This is a genomic window from Bergeyella cardium (assembly GCF_009914665.1).
Lineage (GTDB): Bacteria > Bacteroidota > Bacteroidia > Flavobacteriales > Weeksellaceae > Bergeyella_A > Bergeyella_A cardium.
In genome coordinates, this window is sequence record NZ_CP029149.1 from 1,046,887 (window position 1) to 1,071,815 (window position 24,929).

The following is a 24,929-nucleotide window of genomic DNA, read 5'->3' on the forward strand; positions in this document are numbered from 1 at the left end:
AATGAATCTGAAAAAAGGAGATAAAATAGCCATCGTCTCACCCGCAGGAGCAGTAAAAAGACAGCAAATAGAGACTGCTCTGGCAGAGATAGAATCTCAGGGCTATGAACCTGTATTGGGGAGATATGCTCTCGGAGAATATCAGCTGGGCTATGGCTATTCTGGGACGGAAGAAGAGCGCATTGCCGACCTCAACTGGGCGCTCAACTCAGAAGATATATCTGCCGTGTGGGCTACAAGAGGGGGCTATGGCTGCCAGCATCTTTTGAAGCATCTCTCCTTTGAGGGCTTTACCCAAAAGCCTAAATGGTACATCGGATATAGTGATAATACCGTAATACAAAGCCTTATTTTAAAGCACGGATATCCATCCATACACGGTCAGACCCTTAAAACCTCATCCTTTGGGGTTATAGAAGAAGGCTACTCTCAAATCTTTGATATTTTAAAGGGAAACTTCCCCGAATACAGCGTAGAAAACCACAGCTTTAATCATCCCAAAGACTTCAAAGGGCAGTTGGTAGGAGGCAATTTAGCTCTTATATACGCCCTTATCGGTACGCCTTATTCTTTTAGTTTTAAAGATAAAGTACTCTTTATAGAAGACATCGGTGAGAGTTTCTATTCTCTCGACAGGATGCTAATGTCCCTCGAGCTTGCAGGGGTATTTGATGAGATAAAAGCCCTTATCATCGGGGGGATGACCAATATGGGAACCGCCGATGATAACCCTCAATACGAGCATAGCTTTGATGATTTGGCTTATGAGATTATCGCGCATAGAATCCAGAAATACGATTTCCCTACGGTCTATGCTTTCCCCAATGGGCATATTTATGATAACCGCCCTCTGATTATCGGTAGGGAAGTTGAGGTAAGTTTTGGTGATAAGGTAAAAATTGCATTCTAAATTAATCCCCCAATTATGGCAGAGCATAATGATTTCGGAAAGGAGGCTGAAAACCTTGCAGCGGCTTTTTTGCAGGGCAAAGGCTATGAAATCCTCGCTCGGAATTATTATTTTCAAAAGGCAGAAATAGACATCATTGCCAAGTTTGAGGATAAAATCATCATCGTAGAAGTAAAAGCCCGAAATTTTAAGGCATTGGTACAGCCCTATGAGGCGGTAGACAAAGCCAAAAGACAGCGATTAGTCCTCGCGGCAAATGCCTTTATGGAAGAGCGGGATTATACAGAGGAAGTCCGCTTTGATATTATCTCCGTTACCGCAGATAATGCGGGAGAAATACGCCTCCGCCATATAGAAAGCGCCTTTGATGCCACTGATGTATAGCTTTATTTCAGCTGCCTTTGGAAAAGGATAGAGATAAGGATATAATACACAATCACCATAGGAATCCCCCTAATACCAAAGATGCTCACGATAATATTTGCACCTATAAACAGCGCAACTATGGGGTAATTATCCGCAGGTTTTATCGTTTTAAACTTCATCGCAATCATTTTTATCGGGCTGATGAGCAGCCAGGAGGAGAGCACCGTAATCCCTATGAGGATTTGGGTGTTTTCTGTCAGGAAACCGTATGCTCCAGTATATCGGTAGGCGAAATACAGCCCAAAAATCATTATCGTATTGCTCGGGGTGTTCAGCCCTTTGAAGTAATACTTCTGCTCATCATCAATATTAAAAATCGCAAGTCGCAGGCAGGAGAAAAGCGTAATCAGAAGCCCAAAATACTTCACATATTGGCAAGGGCAGGAGAGGTCGCTCAGCATCTGATACATCGTAAGACCAGGAACCAGCCCAAAGCTCACCATATCGGCAAGGGAATCGAGCTGCACACCCAGAGCCGAGTTAGACTTTGTAGCCCGAGCGATAAAACCATCAAAAAAATCCAAAACCAATGATATCACAATGCACAGCGCCGTTGTTTGGTAATCTCCACTCAGGAGATGAATCGCGCCGATGCACCCCGCAAGGAGATTCCCGAGTGTAAAAGCATTGGCGATGTTTTTCGTAATAAAATCCATTGGAAGTATTTTTAAATGCGGGCAAATATAATGAATCTTGCAGAATGCTATTGGTTTGCTGTGCTGAGGTAAGTGCTTAATAATTGTATTTTATCGTACTTTTGGCGGCGAAATAATTATTCTATTACTGATGAAAGAGTTTCGGTTGAGAGAAGTAGGCGCTTTGCTGTACAGATTAGGTTTGGTGTATGGGTTTTATCAAATTGCCCGCTTGCTTTTTTGGTTGTTCAATAAGAATTTGGTCAAGATAAATAGCGTAGAAGACTATCTGAATGCTGCGTATTACGGAACTGCCTTTGATACTACGGCGATTCTCTATGTAAATGCCCTTTTTATCCTCCTGAGTTTAATTCCGCTGGTGATTAATACCCGAAAAGGCTATCAACAAATGCTTTTCTGGGTCTATTTTCTGATGAATGGGCTGGCTTATTCTATGAATTTTGGGGATTTTGTGTATTTCAAGTTTAGCCAGAGCCGCCTTACCTCTGCGGTGCTCGATGTAGCAGGGCACGAGAGCAATCTCTGGAAGGTTTTTGCGGTTTCTGTGGTGCAGAACCCCTTAGTCGTCCTCTCCTATATCCTGCTGATGAGCCTCTGGATAATCCTCTACAAAAAAGTAGAGGTAAAAAGCGAGAAACCTAAGAAGCTCATCCCGTATTTTGTGATTTCTGTGGTGGAATTATGCCTTGCGGCGGTGCTCACTGTGGGAGGCATACGGGGAGATTTCAAGCACAGCACCAGACCGATTAATTTAGTGGATGCCAACAGGCATATCAGCAATCCATCGCACGCAAATGTAGTACTCAACAGTGTTTTTTCATTTTTCAGAACGATAAATACCAACGGTTTTAAGGAAGTTCATTTCGTAGATGAGAAGTTTATAGACCAAAACATCCGTCCATTTAAACTATATGAGCGCACGCCACCCAAAGAACGCCCCAATATCGTTATCTTTATTGTAGAGAGCTTGGGAAGAGAGTATTCTGGTGCATTTAATGAGGATAAAAACATCAAAGATTTCGTTTCCTATACGCCGTTTTTGGATAGCTTGGCACAGGAGAGTCTTATTTTTACCAATGCGTTTGCTAATGGTAGGCAATCGATACACGGTATGAGCAGTATTTTGGCAGGTATCCCTGCACTTACCGATGCTTTTACGAGCTCTCCGTATTCTAATCAGAATATTCAGTCAATCGTTTCGGTTTGTAATGATTTGCGCTACGATACTTCCTTTTATCACGGTGCGCCGAACGGTTCTATGGGCTTTCTGGGCTTTGGAAATATCTTGGGATTTAAACATTATTTTGGAAAAACTGAATATAATAATGATGAAGACTTTGATGGGATGTGGGCAATATGGGACGAGCCCTTTTTGCAGTATTTTGCTAAGAATACAGGCAAGTCTCAACCCTTTATGGCTACTGTATTTACCGCTTCTTCTCATCATCCGTTTAAAATTCCCGAAAAGTATAATGGGAAATTTAAAAAAGGCTTTATAGAAATGCACGAACCTATCCAGTATTTGGATTATTCACTTAAAAAATACTTTGAAACGGCAAAGAAACAGGCTTGGTATCATAATACCATCTTCGTTATTACAGGAGATCATACCAACCAAATCTACTACAAAGACTATGAAAAGGTGATGAACAGGTATGCGCTGCCACTTTTATTCTTTTCTCCCAATCCAGAATATGGTCTTAAAGGTATAGACCGAGATTTTGCTCAGCAGATGGATATTTACCCTACACTTGCAGACCTTATCGCCTATAACAAACCCATCCGAAGCTGGGGCAGAAGCCTTGTAGCAAGCCATAGAGAGCCTTATCTTATCGTGAATTCGGATAGTGTGCAGGAGAATTTCATTATCGGGGATTATATCTACCGATTTGATGGGAAAGAAATTACAGGCATCTATAAAAATACAGATTTAAACCTCGATAAAAACCTGCTCGGCAAGGTTAATTCCCCAGAAGTAGAAAGAGGAATGCTCCTCTGCAAAGGCTGGTACCAAGATTATATGGATAGAGTAATCCACCGCAAGTTAGGCGAGAAAAAATAGCCTTCTACTTAGTAAGAAAGAGGCTGTGCCTCTCTTTTCTATTAGCCCACAAAAGCCTCCATAGGTTTGGTTGGTTCTATTCTTTTGGGTTAATTTCGCGACCGAATTAATATTTAGCTTTTATGAATATCAGAAATCTTTATTTAGCTTTGGGATTGGTAGTTTTTGCCCTCTTTTTTTCGTGTAAGAAAAAAGATATGCCCCTTACAAAGGAGACGCCAATAGATTTAGACACCATAGCTGCGCATTATTATGAGGAATATTTGAAATTATACCCGTTAGAAGCTACGATGCAGGGAGATGAAAGGTATAACGACCAGCTGCCAATAAATATAGACAAGGATTTTATCAATGGAGAGATTGCTTTTTATACAAAAGTGCAGGAGCAACTCAAAAGGGTAGATTACGAAAGCCTTTCTGATGATAAAAAAGTAGTCTATGATGTTCTGGAAACCACTTTAAAGGACAAGATGGAGCGCTACATCTACAAACCAGAGTATATCCCTTTCACACAATTTGAAGGATTGCCTCTGCTCTTCCCCGTATTGGGTAGTGGGCAGGGCATCCAGCCTTTTAATACAGAAAAAGACTATGATAATTGGCTTAAAAGAATGAGCCAGTTCCCAATATGGATAGATGCAGCGATAAATAATTTTGATGAAGGGATAAAAAACGAAGTAGTTTTGCCTAAAAAGCTAGTGATAAAGATGATTCCACAGCTCAGAGCAGAGGAAATTACCAGTCTTTCATTTGAAAAAAATATCTTTTATAAGCCTTTGCAGAATTTCCCTAAGTCTTTTGACGCCAAAACAAAGCAAAAATATACCGAGCTCTACAAACAAACGGTAGAAGAAAAGATAATCCCAGCCTATCAGAAGATGGCAGATTACTTAGAGACGGTTTATTATCCAGAGGCAAGGGATACCGACGGCTATAATGCCCTCCCAAACGGTGAGGAAGCCTATAAATACTATGTAAAAAGCTGGACTACTGCGGATATCCCCATCAATGAAATCCATAAAATGGGTGTGCAGGAAGTTGCAAAGATTCGTGCCGAGATGGAAGCTATTAAAAAAGAAGTAGGATACTCTGGTAGCTTGGAGAGCTTCCTCCTTGCAGTGAAAGAAGAGGAAAAAGCGATGCCTTATCAATCCTCCCAAGAAGTGATAGGAGCATTTAATGCCATTTTAAAGAAAATCAGCCCGAAACTTAAAACAATGTTTAGCGTAACGCCTAAAACTCGGTTTGAAATTCGCCAAACAGAGAAGTTTAGAGAGCTTTCTGCAAGTGCGGAGTACATTCAGGGCTCGGCAGATGGCTCCCGACCAGGGATTTTCTACATTCCGCTGCCAGAACCGAGCAAATTTAATGTAACGAGCGGTATGGAGTCTCTGTTTTTGCACGAAGCCATCCCTGGACATCATTACCAGGTGTCTTTACAGCAAGAAAATGAGTCCTTACCTAAATTTATGCGCTTTGGATGGTATGGTGCCTATGGCGAAGGCTGGGCATTGTACTGCGAATCGCTTGGAAAGGATTTAGGATTATATAAAGATCCGTATCAAAGGCTGGGTGCGCTTAATGATCAGATGCTCCGTGCGGTGAGATTGGTTATAGACACGGGCTTGCACACAGGAAAGCTCACAAGAGAGGGCGCTATAAAGTACTTCCTTCGGAATATTGCCTACGATGAAGCGGCTGCTACTGCCGAAGTAGAGCGATATATGGCATTGCCTGGTCAGGCACTGAGCTATAAGATAGGTCAAGCAAAGATTATTGAGCTTCGCACGAAATATGAAAAGGAATTGGGTAAGAAGTTTAGCCTTCCAGAGTTCCATAGAGCGCTTTTAAGCCAAGGTTGCTTGCCTCTCACTGTTTTAGAAAGGAAAATGCAGCTCTGGGCAGAGAAACAATAAAAGAAAAAAGACTACCGATATCGGTAGTCTTTTGTTTTTTTAGATGAATTAGTCAAATAATTCTTCAACAGCAGCATTTATAGCATTTGGGTCTTGCAAATTGCTAAAGCCTACGAAGGAAATAACTATTATGGTATAGACTAAGTAGATAGAACTTAGGATAATCCCGATAATACAGAGCGTTCTTCCTGTGCTTAAGTTGCTATAATTGGAGTATAAAGACGGATTTTCTCTGTAGAGTTTCCTGTCTTTACCTGCGAGTACCAAACCAATAGCCCCTAAAATTATCCCTATGAATCCGTAGCAGCAGCAAGTAATAATAGAACCTATTCCCAGCACAAGCACACTCGTGGCATTGGGCAATTTTTCCTTTTCAAAGCTTGAAAATTGATTTTCATTTGCTTGGGGAGAATTTTGTAAATTTTGTGTATCCATTATATATTTATTTAAGTTGTTTATTCTCTTAATGATGCCTTATAAAATAGGAAACTACCATAATTATGGCATTAATAATCGCTAAACCTACGATAATATTCCCATAATTTCGTTTTTTATCTATAAAATTGATAATGATAAAGCCAAAAAACAGCAGCACAGTATAAATTGCAGGAAACATTTGGAATGCCTCTGCAAATTTACCTTCAAAAATCAGGGATATAGCCCGTTGCGTACCACAGCCGAAGCACTCTATACCGAAGAGTTTTTTATTTAGGCAGGGGAGCATATAATCATCTAGTGCCATTATTTATATTATTTCGTAGCAATATTAATTAAATTTTAATAAATGCACAATTTTTATTATACCTAAGCTAAAAGCCATTAAAGGTACAATAAATAAATTTAATATTGAATGCTATTTATCATACCGAAAGACTTTCTAAAAGTCGTATCTTTACAATGTAAAAAGAAAGAATAAGAATCATTAACTAATTAAATAAATTTTATACAATGAAACAGAGAGTTCCAGTATCACAGATTATGACTAAGGAGTTAGTAACCCTTAACACGACCCAATCTCTTTATGATGCGGAGAGATTATTCAAGGAATATAACATTCGACACATTCCTGTAGTGGAAGGAGACAGAATTCTTGGGGTATTAAGCTATTCCGATCTGCTGAGAATCAGTTTTGCTGATGTTACAGAGGGAGAGGAGGATGTATCATCAGTGGTTTATGATATGTATACAATTCCTCAGATTATGGCAAAAGCACCTATTACAGTTCAGGCAAGCACAAATGTGAAGGAAGTAGCAGAAATCTTAGCTACACAAAGTTTCCACTCTATTCCAGTTCTCGATGGTGAGAAGCTCGTAGGCATTGTTACAACCACAGATTTAATAAAATATCTTTTGGAACAGTACTAATTAGCTAAATGTTTTTTAAGAATCTGTATCAGGGTTTTCTTGGTACAGATTTTTTATTTTGAGCTATATTTGTAGCCTTAATACCTAATAAAATGAAGATTATCTGCATCGGGAGAAACTATATTGCACATATAAATGAGCTTGGGAATGCTCAGGAGAGCAATCCTGTGGTTTTTATTAAGCCTGATACTGCCGTATTAAAAGGTTCAGATTTCTATATACCCGAGTTTTCAAATGCAGTAGATTATGAGGTAGAGCTTATTCTAAAAATCTCAAAAGGAGGTAAGTATATACAAAAAGAAAATGCCCATAAGCATTATGAACAAATCGGTATCGGGATAGATTTTACGGCTCGTGATCTGCAAAATTCATTAAAGGAGCGCGGACTCCCTTGGGAAATCGCCAAAAGCTTTGATGGTGCTGCTGCAATAGGCAATTTCTTCCCCAAAGAGCAGTTTAACCTCACCGATTTAAACTTTTCCCTGAAAAAAAATAATATTCTTGTGCAGCAAGGTAATACCCGGCAAATGATTTTTAGCTTTGATGAAATCATTTCTTATATTTCTCAATACTTTACCCTCCGTATTGGCGATATTATCTTTACAGGTACTCCCGCAGGAGTAGGAAAAGTAGAGGAAAATGATGCTTTACAAGGCTATATAGAAGATATTAAAGCATTAGATATTAGGATTTTTTAAGCAAAAAATATAAAAAGTGGGTCAGAGACCCTTTTATTAAAAAAATAAAAAAGGGGACAAAGTCCCCTCCCCAAACCTAACGATTGCCTCTTCTTTTTATAGTTGTTTTTGCTTGTTTTACTTCGGTGAGGATTTCATCCATCAGCCTTTTATACTTATCTGCGCCATTAATCAGGGCTTGTGCCTCTATAAGTTTGATAAGTTGGGTAAAACATTCTTGCATCTTCTTACGAACTACTTGTGATACGCCTACTTTCAGGGTAGATTTCTCAACCGTACGGCTATTAAAGAGCTTTTCAAACTCGATATTCTCTGCTTTAAGGCTATTAACCCAAGCCATTGCGGAGATTTTCTTTAAGTCGGCAACACTTTCTGCAAGCTGAAGGTCTTGCAACATCTGAGTAATCACTCCCGTGAGCTCGCGCTGAGGAAGCCCTGATACCTTTTTGCCAAACTTTTTTATTATGAGAGTCAATCGCTCTGCGGCTTGTACTTTTTCGTTCTCAGGATACTTTGTATAGAGCTTAATATGAGTATAGAGGCAGCTGAGTAAGCGTATCCTTGTCTTGTTGCGAGTATTCAATTCCTTTGTAAAGGCAGAGTTTATTTGCAGTTTCAGGACATTGTCCATCTCATTCATTGCAGGAAGGAATTTAGTCTCTACAAAGTCTTTTAGTTTAAGTTCTTCCAAGTCTTCTTTTTGTAAATGCGCAGCTACATTTGTAATAAACTAGAAGAAATCAATCATCTTTAATCTGCGTAAATCTGTGTTAATCATACTAATAAATTTTGATGGGTTAAAATTAAAAACAATTTATAATATAATCTAATTTATTTTTTGTAAAAATAGTATTTTATTTGTATTTTATTGATTATGAGAATAAAAAATTTTCATTAATAGCTTATTTTTTTATAAATAAAAGGGGATGGAACCCTATTAATTGCTTAATAATAATTAGAATATCTTGATAGAATGTTGTTTTATTTTATCTATAATTGATATAGAAAAAATTAAATATGAATTTATTTAATAATAATTATAAAAAAGGAAATAAATATATTTATTTTTAATTGTTTGTTTTTTAAAGCATTATCATAAAATATATAGATTGCTCTATTTATTAAATCAGAAGAAAGAATATCATAAATAAGAGATGCTTTAGTTTTTTATTATTTTTTATTTTGACTGCTTAAATATATATTAGCCACATAATTACTGCAGTATTCCTGTATAGCCTTATGTGGGAGTATAAAAAATGGACAAGGAATGTTTAACTATGTAATTATATTTTTATAGTAAAGATTTTAACATGGTTTACTATATTATTTCAACTCTCATTCCCTATCCTTATTTGGTTTAAAAGATTTAGGAATTACATTATATTGTTAGGAGTTGTCCTGCATTTAGGAATATTTTTTATGATGAAAATAGATAATTTTTCATTTGTAATGATTTCTTGTTATACAATATTTTTAGATAATAAATTTTACAACAAAACCTTTAAACTATGAAAAAAATAATATTCATTCTGCTCCTGTTTATTTATTCATTAGTGCTCTCTCAGAGAGTTAATTATGGAGGAAGTCTCCAAAGTGCAGAAACAAAATACCATAGCATTGAGCTAAAAGGCATAGAAGGGGTAGAGGAGCGCTACCGGGAAGAAATTAAAGGAAATAAATTCCTATTTAAAGATATTCTGATAGGTAAGTATATAAGAACCTTGCGCTCAGATAAGAATACTGTGGTAGATACTCTAATTTTAGAAAAAGAAATCCTTGATGACAGGTTGCTTATCTCTAAATCTATTGAAGGAGTGGTTATTAGTGCTCCAAAGAATAAGTTTATTCAGATGAAAAACGGTATTATTAAGGTCAATGTACAGAATAATCCCATACTTTCTTCCGGAAATGTATTTGAGTCTATCAGTAAATTGCCGGGAGTTAGCTATGATGCTATAAATGATAGATTTAAACTCAATGGAAATACAGGTATCAGGGTAGAGATAGATGGAGAATCTCTCCTGTTAAGCGGTAATGAGCTGATGATTTACCTTAAAAACCTGCAAGCAGCCGAAGTGGAGAGCATAGAAATAAACTCCTCTCCATCAGCTAAGTATGATGCAGGCTCTGGAGCAGGAATTATCAATATAAAAACTAAAAAATTTAAGAAAGAAGGGGTCTCTGTCATCACGAATACCAATGCTACAAAAGGCAGATACTTTAAACAAAACACAGGAGCAAAAGCCCAGTATAATATTCATAATAAGAGTTTTGTGCTGAGGTATCTCAACTCCTATGGAGGAGATTTTGAGCAGGCAAATAGCCTGAAAGGCATTAGCAATAGCCTCTCTTCTGAGCAGGAAATCTATGCAAAAATCAATAATGCCAACCATAGTATAGGAGGTACTTTTGAGAACAGATTCTCTCATTCTAAGCTTACACTCAATACTAAACTTACATTCTATAATGAGGATATTCAGCAGAATACAGACTTGATATTCAAGAATAACAGCCTCCCGTATTCTGAAATTATCTCTCGGCAGATGAGTGATAACAGCCTCAGAACCTTTGATGCAGGTATAAGATATGCGTATGACTTTAAGAAATCCAGTTTAGTCCTGCGAGGGAATTATATTCGCTATAATACAAAGAATAATGCCCTCCTAAGCTCAAAGGAAGTGCAAAATATTCAGCATTTTAAGGATTTGGAAAACCGAGCTCCTAATACAGTAAATGCAGCAGTAATTCAAGTAGATTATACAAATAAAATAGACTCCACTTCTACCATAGAATCAGGTTTAAAGTATATTTTCCAAGACATTAATAATAAAAATCTATTCTATAAAAGGGAAATTAACGGCTGGGAATATGACGAACCTAAATCTAATGCCTATACTTATAATGAACATATCGCAAGTGCATATCTCCAATACTATAAATCTTTTAAGAGAATAGATATCATATTAGGCTCGAGGGCAGAATTTTCACCTGTTTATGGCTATTCTTCTGAAAATGATTATCATCTTAAGAGAGAAGAGCTTAATATCTTCCCATTTATTAATTTTTCTTATGCAAATCAGTCTAAAAATCATCACATAAGCCTATCGTATAACAAAAAAATCAATAGACCTAATTTTAAAAACCTAATGCCATTCGTCTATTATATAGACCCTTATACGAAAATTCTCGGAAATGCAGAGCTGAAATCAAATATCACTCATCAGCTTACCTTACAGTACCTCTATAAACAAAAATATATATTTAATATTATCTATTCACAGAACAGAGATGCTATCTATCAGACTCATATTCACAATAAAGCTACACTTTCCTCTATGCTTACACCTGTTAATATAGATAAAATTCACTCCATTATATTTAATGCCAATCTGTCATTTAATATGCTAAAATGGTGGAGTCTTAATGCTAATATAAACCTCTTCCGAGATAGCATAAAGTCTAATGATAATGCCCAAAATATAAATACACAGAGCTGGGCATACCAATGGGCGATTACCAATAGATTCTCACTCCCTGCAAAGATAAATTTAACCTCTGGTTTTGATTTTATTTCCGACTTTATACAAGGTCCCTATAAGACAACTTCTTTCTATGGACTAAGTTTAGGAATTAATCGTAATTTTATGAATAATCAGCTAAGATTTTCATTAACAGCTAATGATGTATTTAATAGAAAGGAGATTAAGAACCATTTATTGGCACAGGAGCAGAGCTATTTCTCTCGACAAACCTTTGACTCTCGATGGATAAGGCTCTCCCTAACCTACATTTTTGATAAAGGTACAAAGAATAATACCTCTTATGATGAAGATACAGTAGATAAACTAAAATCAAGACTTAAATAATGAAACTCATTATTCTTTATGATAACTGGTGTCCTAAATGTACCTCCTTTGCAAAGCTTATCAGTAAATTAGATTGGCTTCATTTGATAGATTGTAGAGAGCTTAGAAATATAGAAGAGCATTCATTAGATGAACAAGGACTAAATATTTTACTCGCTAAGCAACAAATGGCATCATTTACAGATAAATGGCAGTATGGTTTTACTTCCATCTATCTTATTTTTCTAAGATTGCCTGCTTTTTGGATATTTCTTCCTGCATTTATCCTTTTAAAGCTTACAGGATTAGGGCAATTGCTCTATAAAAACTTAGCAGTAAATAGAAAAATAATACCTTTGCATTGTGATAATGAATGTAATATAAAATAATAATATTTATTTGTTACAAAATTTTAAAAAATTGGGGTCTCTGACCCCTTTATTGTCTGCACAAAAGTGTAAATTCTAAAGAAAAAATAGATTTGTGTATGCACAAAAGTGCAAAATGAAAAGAAAAAATACTTTTGTGTCGACACAAAAGCGCAAAATCAAAATAAAAAATGGTTTTTTGTATGCAATAATTTCATAAATCGGACAATTTGTCCTTTTGTGCATACACAAAAGTATAAAATGGAGTCATTGACCCCTTTTGTGTCGACACAAAAGTATAAAATGAAAAGAAAAAATGGTTTTGTGTATGCACAAAAGTATAAAATAGGGTCTATGACCCCTTTTGTGTTGACACAAAAGTGCAAAATCAAAATAAAAAATGAATTTATGTATACATAAAAGTATAAAATGGGGTCTTAGACCCCTTTTGTGTAAAGACAAAAGTATAAAATAGGGTCTCTGACCCCAAAGTATGGGTCTCTGACCCCCTTTTTGTTTTAGGAGAGGGGATTATTGTTAAGAGGATAGAGATTTAGAGAGAGGGGGAGGGGAGTATAGCGTATTGGAGAGGGATAATGAGAAAAAGAAAGAGGTGCTGGCAAAGCCAGCACCGCTAACAGTAATTAAAAAATCACTTTAATTATGAAGATATTATTTTTTATTTGCTTTTACGATAACATTATCTACTTCCCAACGGGTAGATTTGCCGTTTTCGGAAGTATATTTGAAGGCAATTCTTATGTTTTTGCTAGCAAAGTTATTCAAACTAAGCTTGCCGGAACCTACGAAACCTTTAAATCCAGATAAATCTGTATCAAAAACAGCGCTTGTGATTTCCGTCCAGCTTGTTGTAGTGGCATCACCTGTATAGTTATCGGTTACGAATACCTTTAGAGGGTTGCCATCAAAGGCTCCATCGGTTTCAAAGGAGAAATAAGCGGACTTAAATCCATTGAGCGAGATTTCTTTGGAGATAAGCCAGTCGGTATTTTTCTTTTTCTTCCCGTCGAAGAAAGCAGAAGGCTTCGGATTTCCGAAAGTTGTGGTTGTCCAAACCTCATCTCCCTCAATACTTACCGCAGTCCAGTCATTGAGATTCTCAAAACCTTCGTTAAATAATGTTACATCTTTGGTTGGGAGTGTACCATCACATCTTGGATTGTCTAAATCTGCCCCTCTAAGGTTAAGAATCCAGAGCTGAAACTTACCATTATAGTAACCGAGCACACCTGTTACATCTCCTTTACCTGTATCTACTTCCACATCGCTTGCGAGGAGCTTGTTATCATTTGTACCGAAGTTGGCGCGCCCATTTGTTCGGAGTAGAATGGTATTCCCAGCGCAGTCTTCAAGGGTTCTGTTGCTGGTATTGGTTCCATCGGCATAGGTTTTCCCTAAATCGGAGCTTACAAACTGTAAGTCTTTTATTTTAATGTATCTACCGACATCATTAATGCTAAGTTCGGGGAGGGTTTTCAGTGTTGGGGTTACATTAATCAGAGGCTTCTCTGTACGGAAGAAGTGTTTGTATTTATCAACATCTTCTACACGGCTTACTTCACCCTTGTATAGTCCGCCCAATTGTATTTCTCCGTTTTTGGAACCGATGTATAGGTCCTTTAAATTGACTGTAAGCGTTCTACCTACTTGGAATCGTTGGTCAGAAAATAGTCCCGTACCACTACGATCGGCAAATTGCTGATGAGAAGCGATATTAATTTTGATACCTCCTGTATTGTCCTCCACATAAACGAATCCTGTGTGCTGTTTTCCATCTTTAAAGTTGTATGCTGCGAGGTTCCCAGACTCATCGTTTGCTGTTACAAGGGCAGTAAGGGTAGCATTTTCGGAGATTTGGGTAAGATTGCCTTGTAGAAGGGCTTTTACTTCGGCTACGCTAAGCGCAACGGCATCTGCACTGGCTTCGCACGGCGCAATAATCTTATCTATCCTCTCTTGATTCATATTCAAGTCAGCATCATCTACGATATAGAGCTGATAAGTGGTATTAAACTTGCTGAAAATACCCACGATATCTCCATTTCCAGAAGGAATGGTCTTAAGGGCAAAGGATGCATAGCCGCTCATTCTCGCTACTTTGTTGGCCGTAGAGCTTGTAGCGTCTATTAATTGCTTATCTGCACTAGATCCTGTAGGAGCAAACTGCTGGCAAAGGTGTTTAGCGGCAAATTCTGCGTTTTCTATCTTCACTAAACAGCCAAGATATTGCTCGTTTCCTTTAATCATATCACCTAAAGTCATTACTTTCGGAACGATAGTCTCTTTTTCAGAGCAAGAGCGGATAATAACTTTTGGCAAATCGGCTTCAAGGATTCTGGAAACTGAAGTTGCATTCTTCTCATTACCAAACTTTACCCCTAATTGTATTACGCCACCATACTCACCGATGGATAGCCCTGCAAGTTTTATATAAACCTTTGAGCCTTGAGGATAATGGTTGTAGGTAGAAGTAGCATCTACTGTGATTGTCAAACCTTGTGTAGGGTTTTCAGGTTTGTCCTGTATGAAAATGCTTTTGTAGATGTTACCCGTGTGGTCAGACGAAGAAACATACCCCTCGATGTAGCGATTATCATCATTGGGGAAGTCGAAAGTCTTTTTACCATCGTATAATTTCTTTAAGTTCTCCAAAGAAATTAAAGATAGGCTTGTGTCTTGGGATAAATCACCACACTGATAGGTATTTGTATCTGGAATATCGAATTTATCTTCTTGTACGCAGGCTGTAAAGAGCAGCACAGAGGCTACAAGAGAAATCTGCTTTATTGTATTGAATATGTTTTTCATTTTTGATGATTTAAAAAGTGAATTAAAACCTAAGATATACATTAGCAAAGAATGTAGTACCCCTGTCATACCACAGTTTTGGTCCAAATATAGGGGTGCCTCTTTGACTTTCTACATAGGCATCGCGGAAATTAGATTTCCTGCCTTGCTCAAAGCCACCAGTTACATAGTTTCTATTGTTGAGGATATTGTTTACACTTACGCTGATACCCATTCTGTACTTACCGAGAAGGAAAGATTTGCCCGCATTAGCATTGAGCATAAACTGGTCATCAAATTTTGTCTGCCTTACGAGGGGTTCAACGGTTTCAGGAGTAGCTTCTGGGATGCTGATTCCCGTTTTTGTATCTACGATAGCCGTGTAATTGTCGCCTGTACTTGGGTCGGTATAGAATTTATCCGTTCTGTTGAGCACAGAAATATCCAAATACTGATCCATCAAGTAGTTTGCACTTGCACCTATCCACCAGTATTTCGGGGAGTTGTACTTAAGCCCTACCGAAAAAGCAGATTGTGGAGTACCAGAAACCCTGTAATTTTTAATATTTGCTTTTCCAAGGTATTCAAAACCTCGTGCATAGTTCTCATTATCTGCACTTACATATACATTAGGGGTATTTTTGTACTTATATTCTCCCCAGCTACCCGCAGCAGTTAAGTTAAGGGTAGAAGAAAGTTTTAAATCTATCCCCAGCTCTACACCTAAGTATTGTTTATGGGTTCCCGTCATAATTTCAGAGACGAAAGCGTCCTGAGGCGTCTGTGAGCTACCGAGCTGAATACCTTCTGCGTAGTATCTTGATACTTCTACTGCATTTTGAATGTCTGTAAGGTAGCCTGTAAGCCTTAGTTTAAGGGTCTGACCTCTCAATATGTAGCTTAAATCGTTTGCATTTACGATCTGGCTGGAAAGTTCAGGGGTAAGGATGTTTGACACCCTTGGGTTTACGAAGATTTCGTTTAAAGTAGGAGCTGCAGAGTAAAGCGTACCATTATATACGATGAAGTTTTTACCATTAATAGTATAGGTAACCCTACCTTTTAGCCCTGCATTGAGAGAATTATACTTCGCACTCTTGCCTTTGGAATTATCAGCATAGAAATGATTTCTGAATTTGCCCTCTCTTTGAGACTCGGAATAGGAACCGAATACGGAACCAACGATATTCCATCGGGATAAATCTACTTCTGTAGAAGCATTAAAGGTATAAGAGCTCCTGAGAAGGTCGTAAGAATACTGAGTTCTGTCTCCTTCTTTCACTTTTGTATTTGGGTTGTCTAAGTCATAAGGCTTATCATTACCAAAAGCATTTACATTATTTGCGAATGCCGCACCAAGGAGGTCTTTTATCTCTCGGAAGTTATCGGATACCAAATTTTGGTACGCAAAGTTTAAGTTGAGCCTCCAATTGCTTGCAAGTTTAGTATCAAAGTGAGAGATAAAGTTGAAAGTTTTGTCTTTATTCACATCTTCTACTATTGAATATCTTGCGCCTTTGTCATAGTTGAGACGATTCATATTATAGAGTGCCTCCCAGTTGATTTGGCTCTTGTTATTGAGGAAATCATTCCTTTGAGCATCAATAATGGCTTGTTCTACATCTGTAATATCTTTCCCACCAAGGCTATTGCTTTCTTGGAATTTAGAAATCCAGTAGCTTGGGAGATTTCTGTAGTAAGTAGGGTTTGGATCTGCAGCGTGGAACCAGTCAAGGCGGCTTCTTCCGTCTCTACCGAACTGATAAGAGAATGTGTTGTTCCAATTTGAGGTTTTTCCCAGCTTATTATAGAATTGTAGTTGGAACATAGGCTCGTGCATCTTTTTGATTCTCGAGTTTCTCTTCTCACCATTCTGCCAGCCCCAGTAAGCATTGTAGTTTTTACCCATTAAATCATATACTTCTTGGGTATTTGGGCTGTTTGATGCCCTATAAGTAGGAGCACCGAAGGCGGTTAGGTTAATTGAGAACCTGTCGCTAAATTTCTTCTCGATAGAACCGAAATAGGCATAAGAATCTTGGTATAAACCATCAATAATACCTGTATTTGCCCATCTTCTACTTCCTGAGAAAGTAAATGCCCAGCCGCTTTTGCTCATACCAGTGGAGTAAGTAGCCATTAGTCTGTGGAAATAGCTCCTGTTGGTAAATGAATATGCGAGGGAAGTGCCTTTTCTGTAAGAGGAAGCCCTTGTGTTGTAGTAAATAACCCCTCCTAAGTTACCGAAAGTATATTCTGATGGGGTGATGTTGTCTGCATTCTCTATCGGATAACGGGTTACATCATTTAGCCCACCCCAATTTGAGAAATCAATTCGTCCATCATCATTTTTAGACATAGGAACACCGTTGAACAAAACATCTTCATAGCGGTTATCTACCCCTCTTGGGCGGAACCAATATGCTCCTAATTCAAATGCAGCTACACTTTGGAAAGCATCTTTACCTGCATTGAGGAGACCTACAGTTGGTTGCATAGAGCCACCGTCATCATCAGACATAGATTCATCTACCATCATAACACCAGAGTCCATAGCTCCTGCCATAGGCACTAAGTTGATAACCCCAAGGTCTTTTCTCTTTTCATTTGCAGTTACACTAAACTGGATAATCTGAGTCTCGAATCCAAATTTGGAAATAGTTACCTGGTACTGGCCTGGCTTTAAATCCACAAATTGGAAATAACCGATTTTATCGGCAGTAACATCATCATTAGACTGTAAAAGGTCTACTTCTGCTCTTTCTACCGGTTTACCGTGGTTATCTTTTACATATGCATAGACTGTAGTTTGTGCATAGTAAAAGGATGCAGGTAACAAGGTAAATAAAGAGATGAGAGATAAGTTCTTTATCATAGCATATCATTATTTAATTATCTTATTAGAACTGAATTTAGAGGGACAAAGATAAATCTATTTTTGAATATCGTTAATTTCTATTAACATTTTAGCTATGGTATCAATACTAAAAAACCAATGCTAAAACTTCAAGATAAATCTCTATTTTATTAATTTTGCCACAATTTATAAGGGGATAATTAATGTAGGAGTTAATTATCATTTCTGATAACATTTAACATTTTTAAAGATGAAGAAGTATGTATTATTCGGGCTGTTAAGTTTTACACTTATGCAGGCTCAGCAAAAACAAGTTCAGCGTGCTGCAATTGGTTTTATGAATGTGGAGAATCTATGGGATATTTATCCGTCTGCTGATTATATAGATGGTACTTTATCTCCCGATAATCCTGCTTTTCATAGGAGTGTACCATTAGATTCATTGCAATATCTCCCTGTTACGGAAGAATACAGAGGAGAGTGGAGCGATGAGAAGCTTATCGGTAAAAAAGTAGTGAGAAAACAGATTTTAAGTGATGATTTTACTCCACTAAGCCCTAAAAAATGGGATAAAAAACTCTATGATGATAAAATGGGAAGGCTTGCAAAAGTGATTTCAGACCTCGGTAGAAAATATACGAATACTGCACCTGTGATAGTCGGGCTTATAGAGGTAGAAAACAGACAAGTGGTGGAAGAACTTACCAAGCAGCCCGCTCTCGCAAGGTATGATTACGGTGTAGCTCATTATAATTCCTATGATGCAAGGGGGATAGATGTAGCAATTATTTATCAGAAGAAAAGGTTTCTGCCTATTAAAATTTCCAAAAAGGAGATGAAAATCTACAGAGAAGATGGTAAGAGAGAATATACTCGTGATTTATTAATCGTTCAAGGGCTGTTAGACGGTGAGAAAATCGCAGTTATAATGAACCACTGGCCATCGAGGAGAGGGGGTACGGCTTCTAATCCTAAGAGAAACGCAGCTGCGGTCTATCTAAAAGAAGAGATGGACAGGCTGAGAGCAGAAATCCCAGGTATAAAAATATTAGCAATGGGAGACTTTAATGATGACCCCGATAATGAGAGTATCACTAAATATTTAGGTGCTGTGGGTAGAGAGAAAGACCTCTCTGAGACTTCTCCTTACTTCAACCCTATGTGGAAGCTCTTCAAAAATGGTGTGGCATCTTATGCTTACAGAGATGCACCTAATATGTTTGATCAGATTATTATGACTAAAAATCTCGTTCAGAATAAGGATAAGAAAACCTACGCTATGTTTACTACCAACATTTTTGCACCGTCTTATCTTATTACAGATTCTGGGCAGTATAAGGGGTATCCTTTCCGTTCTTGGGCAGGAGATCAATATACAGGTGGGTATAGCGACCACTTCCCAGCATTTACGGTTCTCCAAAGGGAGTTTTCTAAATAGAATTTAATGTTTTACTGTATAAAAAATGCTTGCTGAGAATAGATTCAGCAAGCATTTTTTTTTGTTAGGTTACTTTTTATTTTCCTTCCTCGCAGAAGATGTAGTATTGTACAGCTACTGCGGATTTAAAATGCGCCTTTATACTTTTTAAATCCCCCGAAGCGCTTTCTTTTGTAAAGTAGCTCCCCGCTAAAATTTTATAATTAGGTCTTAGGGAGGCGTCTACTATCGTTTTTGTATGTGGGAATTTCTGTCTAAAACTCGCCTTTATTTCATTTGCTTCTTTATTGCTTTTTACTACCGCTACTTGTATCTTGTAGCCCAATACTCGTGGGTTTTGCCTGCAAATCTCAGCAGTAGAGAGCTTCCTTTTCGGAACGGATATTCTTCTTGAGTCTAAGTCATCTGTATAGGAAAAACTACTATCATTTGTTGACCTTTTACAGTTATTGCTATCCATTTTGTTTATCAGTTCACTTACTTTTGGGCTTGCGGTTATCGTTAGTGGGGTTCCGTTTATTGTATCCACCTTCGTTACCGTTTGAGCGGTGCTGAAAATAAAAAATGAGGATAGATTAAGGCTGAGAGCTAATATTAATTTCTTCATCACGAAAATATTTTGAGCAAAAATAATAATAAATTTGATATATTATAGGAGTTCTGAGCTCTTAAAGATTGAGACCTAATTTTTTTATAAGGGATATATAGAAATATAGATAAAAGATGTGCTTATCAGAATGAATTATTATGAGTTTTGTAATTTTGTTCAGATCTCCTTTTATCATTGTACCATTTTGGTGTGTTTTGAGGATTTAGATGGTGAAGGTTAATATTTTTGAATATTTTATAAAGAGGTTTTTAGTTAAAAATCTTTATTATAATTAACAGTTTGATAATGCTTGTGTGTTTATTTAATTTATTGATTTTTAATGTAAATAAAGTGCGCTTACAATTTAGACTACATACAAATTTAACTCATATAAGGAAACAGGAGGTGGGGGTCTCTTAATTTTCTGTTAAATGTTATATTTTTGCCGGTGAGAAATAAAATTCATTTTTTTCATAACCCAATTTTACTATAAATGATTAGTTGGAGAAAGCATTACAGGAAAGCATTGGTAGCAATAGGTCTATTGCTATCTACGAGTGCTTCTATTTACGCGCAAGATGCCGCTACAGGTGATCCTAAAAACGGGGAGACTTTGTTTAAAACCAATTGTGCTGCTTGCCACGCATTGGATAAGCAGTTGGTAGGTCCGTCATTAGGAGGAGTTGTAGAGCGATTAGAAAAAGAACACGGTCTTGGGAAAGATTGGCTACACAAGTGGATTGTTAATTCTATGGATGTAGTAAACTCAGGAGATAAATACGCTAATGAGGTGTTTGAGAAGTTTAACAAAATCCCAATGTCTCCGTTTCCTAATCTTTCTGAGAAGGATATAGATGATATATTGGCTTATACTTCTAACCCTCCTGCACCAGAGCCAGCAAAACCAGCTGCAGCTCCAGAAGGTGCAAAACAGGCAAATGAAGAATTAGCACAGGAAAGCAAAGCGGATTTACAGTCTAAATTGATTATAGGTTCTCTACTTGCGGTTGTGGGCTTGCTTATCTGGGTTCTGCTCAGGTTAAGAGGGCTTATCAAACTTCAAAGGTCAGGTAACTTGGACCCTGAGAGAGCAAGAAAGGTAGAGCACCTTTATAATAGATTTAACCTCGTAGGTAATGGTTTGATGACCGTATTGGCAGTGGTAGCGCTCTATGGAGTTTGGAACTGGCTGATGTGGATTGGAGTTTATAAAGGATATAAACCAGAACAACCGATTTACTTCTCGCATAAAATTCACGTGGGAGAGAATAATATTGATTGCCAGCTTTGCCACTCTGGGGCTAAATATGGCAAGGTCTCCGAAATCCCGTCTATGAATGTTTGTATGAACTGCCACAGAGGTATTTCAGAATACAAAGGGGCTTATATCGAGCCAGGAAAAACAAAAGAATTCTATGATGGTGAGATTCAGAAAATCTACCAAGCTACAGGTTGGGATGCAGGTAGCCAGTCCTACACAGGGAAAACAAAACCTGTACAATGGGTGAGAATCCATAATATGCCAGATTTTGTATTCTTCAATCACGCTCAGCATGTGGTGGCAGGAGAGAAAGCGATTATTGATTCTCATAACAAGAAAAACCCTAATGATAAAATAGATGTTGTTTGTAAAGCTTGCCACGGCAAAGTAGATGAAATGAATGTGGTACAAATGGCAAATGATTTTACGATGGGATGGTGTATAGAATGCCACAGAACTACAGAGGTAGATATGACCAACGGATATAATAAAGAATATTTTGCGAAGCTGCACGATAAACTTAAGAAACAATATCCTAAATCTCAAGGTAAGATTACGGTAGATGCTATCGGAGGACTTGAATGTGGTAAATGTCATTATTAATAACGAAAAAATTAGAAGTATAAATGGCTTCAAATAAAATACAATTCAGAAGTATTCACGAACTAAAAGACCCAACGCTTACACAGAAGTTGGCTCAGAAAGAGTTTATAGAGGAAATCCCAGTAGATGAAATAAACGCTGCTGAGGAAAATGCAAATACTCCTCTCACTTCACGAAGAGATTTCCTTAAAATAGCTGGTTTCTCCACTGCAGCTGTTGCATTAGCGGCTTGTGAATCGCCAGTGATTAAGACAATTCCTTATGTGGTAAAACCGCATAATATTATACCGGGTGTTCCTAACTATTACGCTTCGGCTTACTATGATGGGTATGACTTTGCGAGCGTTTTAGTAAAAACAAGAGAGGGAAGGCCTATTAAAATTAATCCAAATCCTGCTGCAAAAGGTTTCGGTTGTACCAATACAAGAGCTCAGGCTTCTGTGCTTTCACTTTATGATAATGATAAGGTAAAACAACCTAAACTCGATAAGAAAGACGCAACCTTTGATGCACTTGATACTTACGCATTGAAGTCCTTAGAGGGAGCATCGGCAAGTGGTAAGAAGATTGTTCTTCTCTCCCACTCATTACCTTCTCCTACATTTAAGAAGCTGTTTGCAGATTTCAAAGAGAAATATCCTACAGCAGAATTGGTGATATATGATGCAATCCCACTCGCTGCAAATCTTGATGCTGCACAGGAAGTTTTCGGAATGAGAGCATTGCCTGTTTATGACCTTACAAAAGCAGAATTGGTAGTATCCTTCCAAGCAGATTTCTTGGAGATGTTTAATGGTCAGAGCTTAGAGCATTCTTATGCAGAAGCGAGAAAACCAGGTAAGGGAATGCTAAGGCACATCCAAGTAGAAGCTAATATGTCTCTAACAGGAGCTAATGCTGATACAAGATACAGACTAAAACCAAGTGCGGTTCTCAATACATTGGTAGAGGTTTATAAAGGACTTGATGGAGAAACTTCTAACAAGGAGGCAAAAGAAATACTAAAAGAGCTTAAAGCAAAAGGTAATAAAGCTGTTGTTTTAGCAGATGGTTCTAAGGCGGCTATCGTTCTTTCTCACTTAATCAACCAAAAACTTGCATCAAGTGCATTTACTGGTGAGGCTTGCTTCCTTAAAGAGTATGATGGGGAAAGATATAAGCAATTGCTCTCTTGGCTTAATGCTGGTGAGGTAGATACGCTAATCATTAATAATGTAAACCCGATATATTCTTCCAACCAAGGGGAAGCATTTAAAACCGCAGCTACCAAAGCTAAAAATATCATCTCTTTCTGTGATAAAAAACACGAGGTTTATGATATTTCCAAAGCGGTAATCCCAGTAGCGAACTGGTTAGAATCTTGGGGAGATATCGCTCCACAGACAGGAGTTTATGCGCTTACCCAGCCTACAATCCAAAAAATATTTAAGCCAAGACAATTAGAAGAATCTCTACTGGTTTGGATTAATGGAAAAGATAGCGAAGCGAATAATTATTACGATTATTTAAAAGCTAATGCTACGACTATCTTGCATAATGCTACATTTAATCAGGCTTTATATCACGGTATTAATGAAACTCCAAATATTGCTGGAAGACTTTCTTATACTGGTGGAGATGCAGAAGCTGCGATAAATGAAATAGCATCATTTAAAGCCACAGACTTTGAATTAACATTATATACAAATTCTATCGGAGATGGTACTCAGGCTAATAACCCTTGGCTTATGGAGCTTCCAGATCCTATTACGAGACTTTCTTGGGATAATTACTTGACCATTTCTCCAAAAGATGCAGAGAAACTCGGTATTAAGAATAAACTCAATGCAAGAATGCAGCTCGATGGAGATAAAGTAAACCTCTCCGTAAATGGAAAAGTTATACTGAAAGATGTTCCTGTATTTATTCAGCCTGGTCAGGCAGATGGTTCTTTAGGTATCGCTCTTGGTTATGGTAAGAAAAATTCAGGTAAAGTAGCTGCTACAGGTATTAATGCTTATCCACTCTTTGATGGGGTAAACTTTAATATCAATAATATTAAGATTGAAAAAACAGGCGAAGACTATGAATTCGCTGGAATGCAGCTCCAGAATACATTAATGGGTCGTTATGATATCGCGAAAGAAGTAAGCCTTAATGACTTCATTAATGTGCCGTTTGATGACCCTAAAAAAGGTTGGAATAAGCCATTGGAATATCATACGCTTAATGGCTCTCTACCTGCTGAAAAAATCACCCTTTGGGATTCTTATGATGATACAGATGGTCATCACTTCAATCTCTCAATAGACCTTAATGCTTGTACAGGATGTGGTGCTTGTATCATTGCCTGCCAAGCAGAGAATAATACTCCTGTAGTAGGTAAGCAGGAGATGAGAATGTCAAGAGATATGTACTGGTTGAGAATTGACCGTTACTACTCTGCTGATATTCCAGAAAACTTGGATACTGATAAAGACGGAAAATTAACGCCTGAGGAAGCAGTAGCTGGAGGTCTTGATGTTCCAGGTATGTATGGTAACGCATTTACAGATGGAGGTATCTTAAACCACGCAGCGGAAAATCCAAAAGTGATCTTCCAGCCTGTGATGTGCCAGCACTGTAATAATGCACCTTGTGAGAATGTATGCCCAGTAGCGGCGACTTCACACGGTAAGCAAGGTCAGAACCAAATGGCGTATAACAGATGTGTGGGTACCAGATATTGTGCAAACAACTGTCCATACAAAGTGAGGAGGTTCAACTGGTTCAACTATGCAATGAACGATAAGTTTGACTACCAAATGAACAACGACCTCGGTAGAATGGTTCTTAACCCTGATGTAGTGGTAAGAACAAGAGGGGTGATGGAGAAATGTTCTCTTTGTATCCAAGAAACTCAGGCTACTATCTTAAAAGCTAAGAAAGAGGGCAGAAAAGTAACAGACCAGGAATTCCAGGATTCTTGTGCTTGTTCAGCAGCTTGTTCTTCCGGTGCTATGGTCTTTGGAGATATGAACGACAAAGATTCTAAGGTAAGAGAACTGTTTGCAAGTGATAGAAGATACTACCTATTAGAAGAATTAGGTGCAAGACCAAATGTATTCTATCATACAAAAGTGAGAAATAACGGAGTAGAAAATTAAAG

18 protein-coding genes are annotated in these 24,929 nt (G+C 37.7%); 11 read left to right on the top strand and 7 right to left on the bottom strand.

The genetic code is table 11. The annotated features are described in order from the left end of the window. Position 1 precedes the first annotated feature (1 nt). Positions 2-910 (top strand): S66 peptidase family protein, encoded by a 909-nt coding sequence (locus DBX24_RS04830; protein ID WP_160224128.1) that lies wholly within the window; start codon positions 2-4, stop codon positions 908-910. A gap of 15 nt (positions 911-925) precedes the next feature. Then, positions 926-1,294 carry a YraN family protein gene (locus tag DBX24_RS04835; RefSeq protein ID WP_160224129.1) on the top strand — a complete coding sequence of 123 codons (369 nt, stop codon included), beginning with the start codon at positions 926-928 and terminating at the stop codon, positions 1,292-1,294. Positions 1,295-1,296: 2 nt separating this feature from the next. On the opposite strand, the gene DBX24_RS04840 is transcribed toward DBX24_RS04835, so the two are convergent. Beyond that, positions 1,297-1,992 carry a CDP-alcohol phosphatidyltransferase family protein gene (locus DBX24_RS04840; protein ID WP_120489805.1) on the bottom strand — a complete coding sequence of 232 codons (696 nt, stop codon included), beginning with the start codon at positions 1,990-1,992 and terminating at the stop codon, positions 1,297-1,299. Positions 1,993-2,122: 130 nt separating this feature from the next. Here DBX24_RS04840 and DBX24_RS04845 point away from each other — a divergent pair, with 130 nt between their 5' ends. Next, positions 2,123-4,054 (top strand): LTA synthase family protein, encoded by a 1,932-nt coding sequence (locus DBX24_RS04845; protein ID WP_160224130.1) that lies wholly within the window; start codon positions 2,123-2,125, stop codon positions 4,052-4,054. A 122-nt stretch (positions 4,055-4,176) separates the two neighbouring features. Beyond that, entirely contained in the window at positions 4,177-5,970 is a 1,794-nt protein-coding gene (locus DBX24_RS04850; RefSeq protein WP_160224131.1) for a DUF885 domain-containing protein, read from the top strand. 48 nt (positions 5,971-6,018) lie between these two features. Here DBX24_RS04850 and DBX24_RS04855 read toward each other — a convergent pair whose 3' ends face one another. Next, entirely contained in the window at positions 6,019-6,405 is a 387-nt protein-coding gene (locus tag DBX24_RS04855) for a CCC motif membrane protein (RefSeq protein ID WP_221411186.1), read from the bottom strand. A 28-nt stretch (positions 6,406-6,433) separates the two neighbouring features. After that, positions 6,434-6,712 (bottom strand): DUF2752 domain-containing protein, encoded by a 279-nt coding sequence (locus DBX24_RS04860; protein WP_160224132.1) that lies wholly within the window; start codon positions 6,710-6,712, stop codon positions 6,434-6,436. 206 nt (positions 6,713-6,918) lie between these two features. On the opposite strand from DBX24_RS04860, the gene DBX24_RS04865 reads away from it, so the two are divergent. Further along, the gene (locus tag DBX24_RS04865) at positions 6,919-7,335 is read left to right on the top strand and encodes a CBS domain-containing protein (protein WP_120489801.1); all 417 of its coding nucleotides are present in this window, start codon (positions 6,919-6,921) and stop codon (positions 7,333-7,335) included. A gap of 92 nt (positions 7,336-7,427) precedes the next feature. Further along, positions 7,428-8,033 (top strand): fumarylacetoacetate hydrolase family protein, encoded by a 606-nt coding sequence (locus DBX24_RS04870; RefSeq protein ID WP_160224133.1) that lies wholly within the window; start codon positions 7,428-7,430, stop codon positions 8,031-8,033. Between the two features lie 76 nt (positions 8,034-8,109). Here DBX24_RS04870 and DBX24_RS04875 read toward each other — a convergent pair whose 3' ends face one another. Continuing rightward, positions 8,110-8,724, bottom strand: coding sequence for a DUF6261 family protein (locus DBX24_RS04875; protein WP_160224134.1), 615 nt, complete (start codon positions 8,722-8,724; stop codon positions 8,110-8,112). An 817-nt stretch (positions 8,725-9,541) separates the two neighbouring features. Between DBX24_RS04875 and DBX24_RS04880 the strand changes: the two genes are divergently transcribed. Then, entirely contained in the window at positions 9,542-11,899 is a 2,358-nt protein-coding gene (locus DBX24_RS04880; RefSeq protein ID WP_160224135.1) for an outer membrane beta-barrel family protein, read from the top strand. Next, a complete protein-coding gene (locus DBX24_RS04885) occupies positions 11,899-12,267 on the top strand; it encodes a DCC1-like thiol-disulfide oxidoreductase family protein (RefSeq protein WP_260392784.1) in 369 nt (122 codons plus the stop codon). The genes DBX24_RS04880 and DBX24_RS04885 overlap by 1 nt, the downstream gene beginning before the upstream one ends. A 651-nt stretch (positions 12,268-12,918) precedes the next feature. Here DBX24_RS04885 and DBX24_RS04890 read toward each other — a convergent pair. Together DBX24_RS04890 and DBX24_RS04895 are read right to left on the bottom strand one after the other, a co-directional pair. Beyond that, positions 12,919-15,075: a DUF5689 domain-containing protein gene (locus tag DBX24_RS04890; RefSeq protein WP_160224136.1), complete on the bottom strand. Its 2,157-nt coding sequence runs from the start codon at positions 15,073-15,075 to the stop codon at positions 12,919-12,921. 22 nt (positions 15,076-15,097) lie between these two features. After that, positions 15,098-17,929 carry a TonB-dependent receptor gene (locus DBX24_RS04895; RefSeq protein ID WP_160224137.1) on the bottom strand — a complete coding sequence of 944 codons (2,832 nt, stop codon included), beginning with the start codon at positions 17,927-17,929 and terminating at the stop codon, positions 15,098-15,100. Between the two features lie 232 nt (positions 17,930-18,161). On the opposite strand from DBX24_RS04895, the gene DBX24_RS04900 reads away from it, so the two are divergent. Then, positions 18,162-19,349: an endonuclease/exonuclease/phosphatase family protein gene (locus DBX24_RS04900; protein WP_160224138.1), complete on the top strand. Its 1,188-nt coding sequence runs from the start codon at positions 18,162-18,164 to the stop codon at positions 19,347-19,349. A 76-nt stretch (positions 19,350-19,425) separates the two neighbouring features. Here the strand turns inward: DBX24_RS04900 and DBX24_RS04905 are convergent, their stop codons facing one another. Further along, positions 19,426-19,956 carry an SPOR domain-containing protein gene (locus tag DBX24_RS04905; protein ID WP_120489792.1) on the bottom strand — a complete coding sequence of 177 codons (531 nt, stop codon included), beginning with the start codon at positions 19,954-19,956 and terminating at the stop codon, positions 19,426-19,428. A 475-nt stretch (positions 19,957-20,431) separates the two neighbouring features. Between DBX24_RS04905 and DBX24_RS04910 the strand changes: the two genes are divergently transcribed. Both DBX24_RS04910 and DBX24_RS04915 read left to right on the top strand, forming a co-directional pair. Continuing rightward, the gene (locus DBX24_RS04910) at positions 20,432-21,802 is read left to right on the top strand and encodes a cytochrome c3 family protein (RefSeq protein ID WP_160224139.1); all 1,371 of its coding nucleotides are present in this window, start codon (positions 20,432-20,434) and stop codon (positions 21,800-21,802) included. A 23-nt stretch (positions 21,803-21,825) separates the two neighbouring features. Beyond that, a complete protein-coding gene (locus DBX24_RS04915; protein WP_160224140.1) occupies positions 21,826-24,927 on the top strand; it encodes a TAT-variant-translocated molybdopterin oxidoreductase in 3,102 nt (1,033 codons plus the stop codon). The last annotated feature ends 2 nt before the right edge of the window (positions 24,928-24,929 follow it).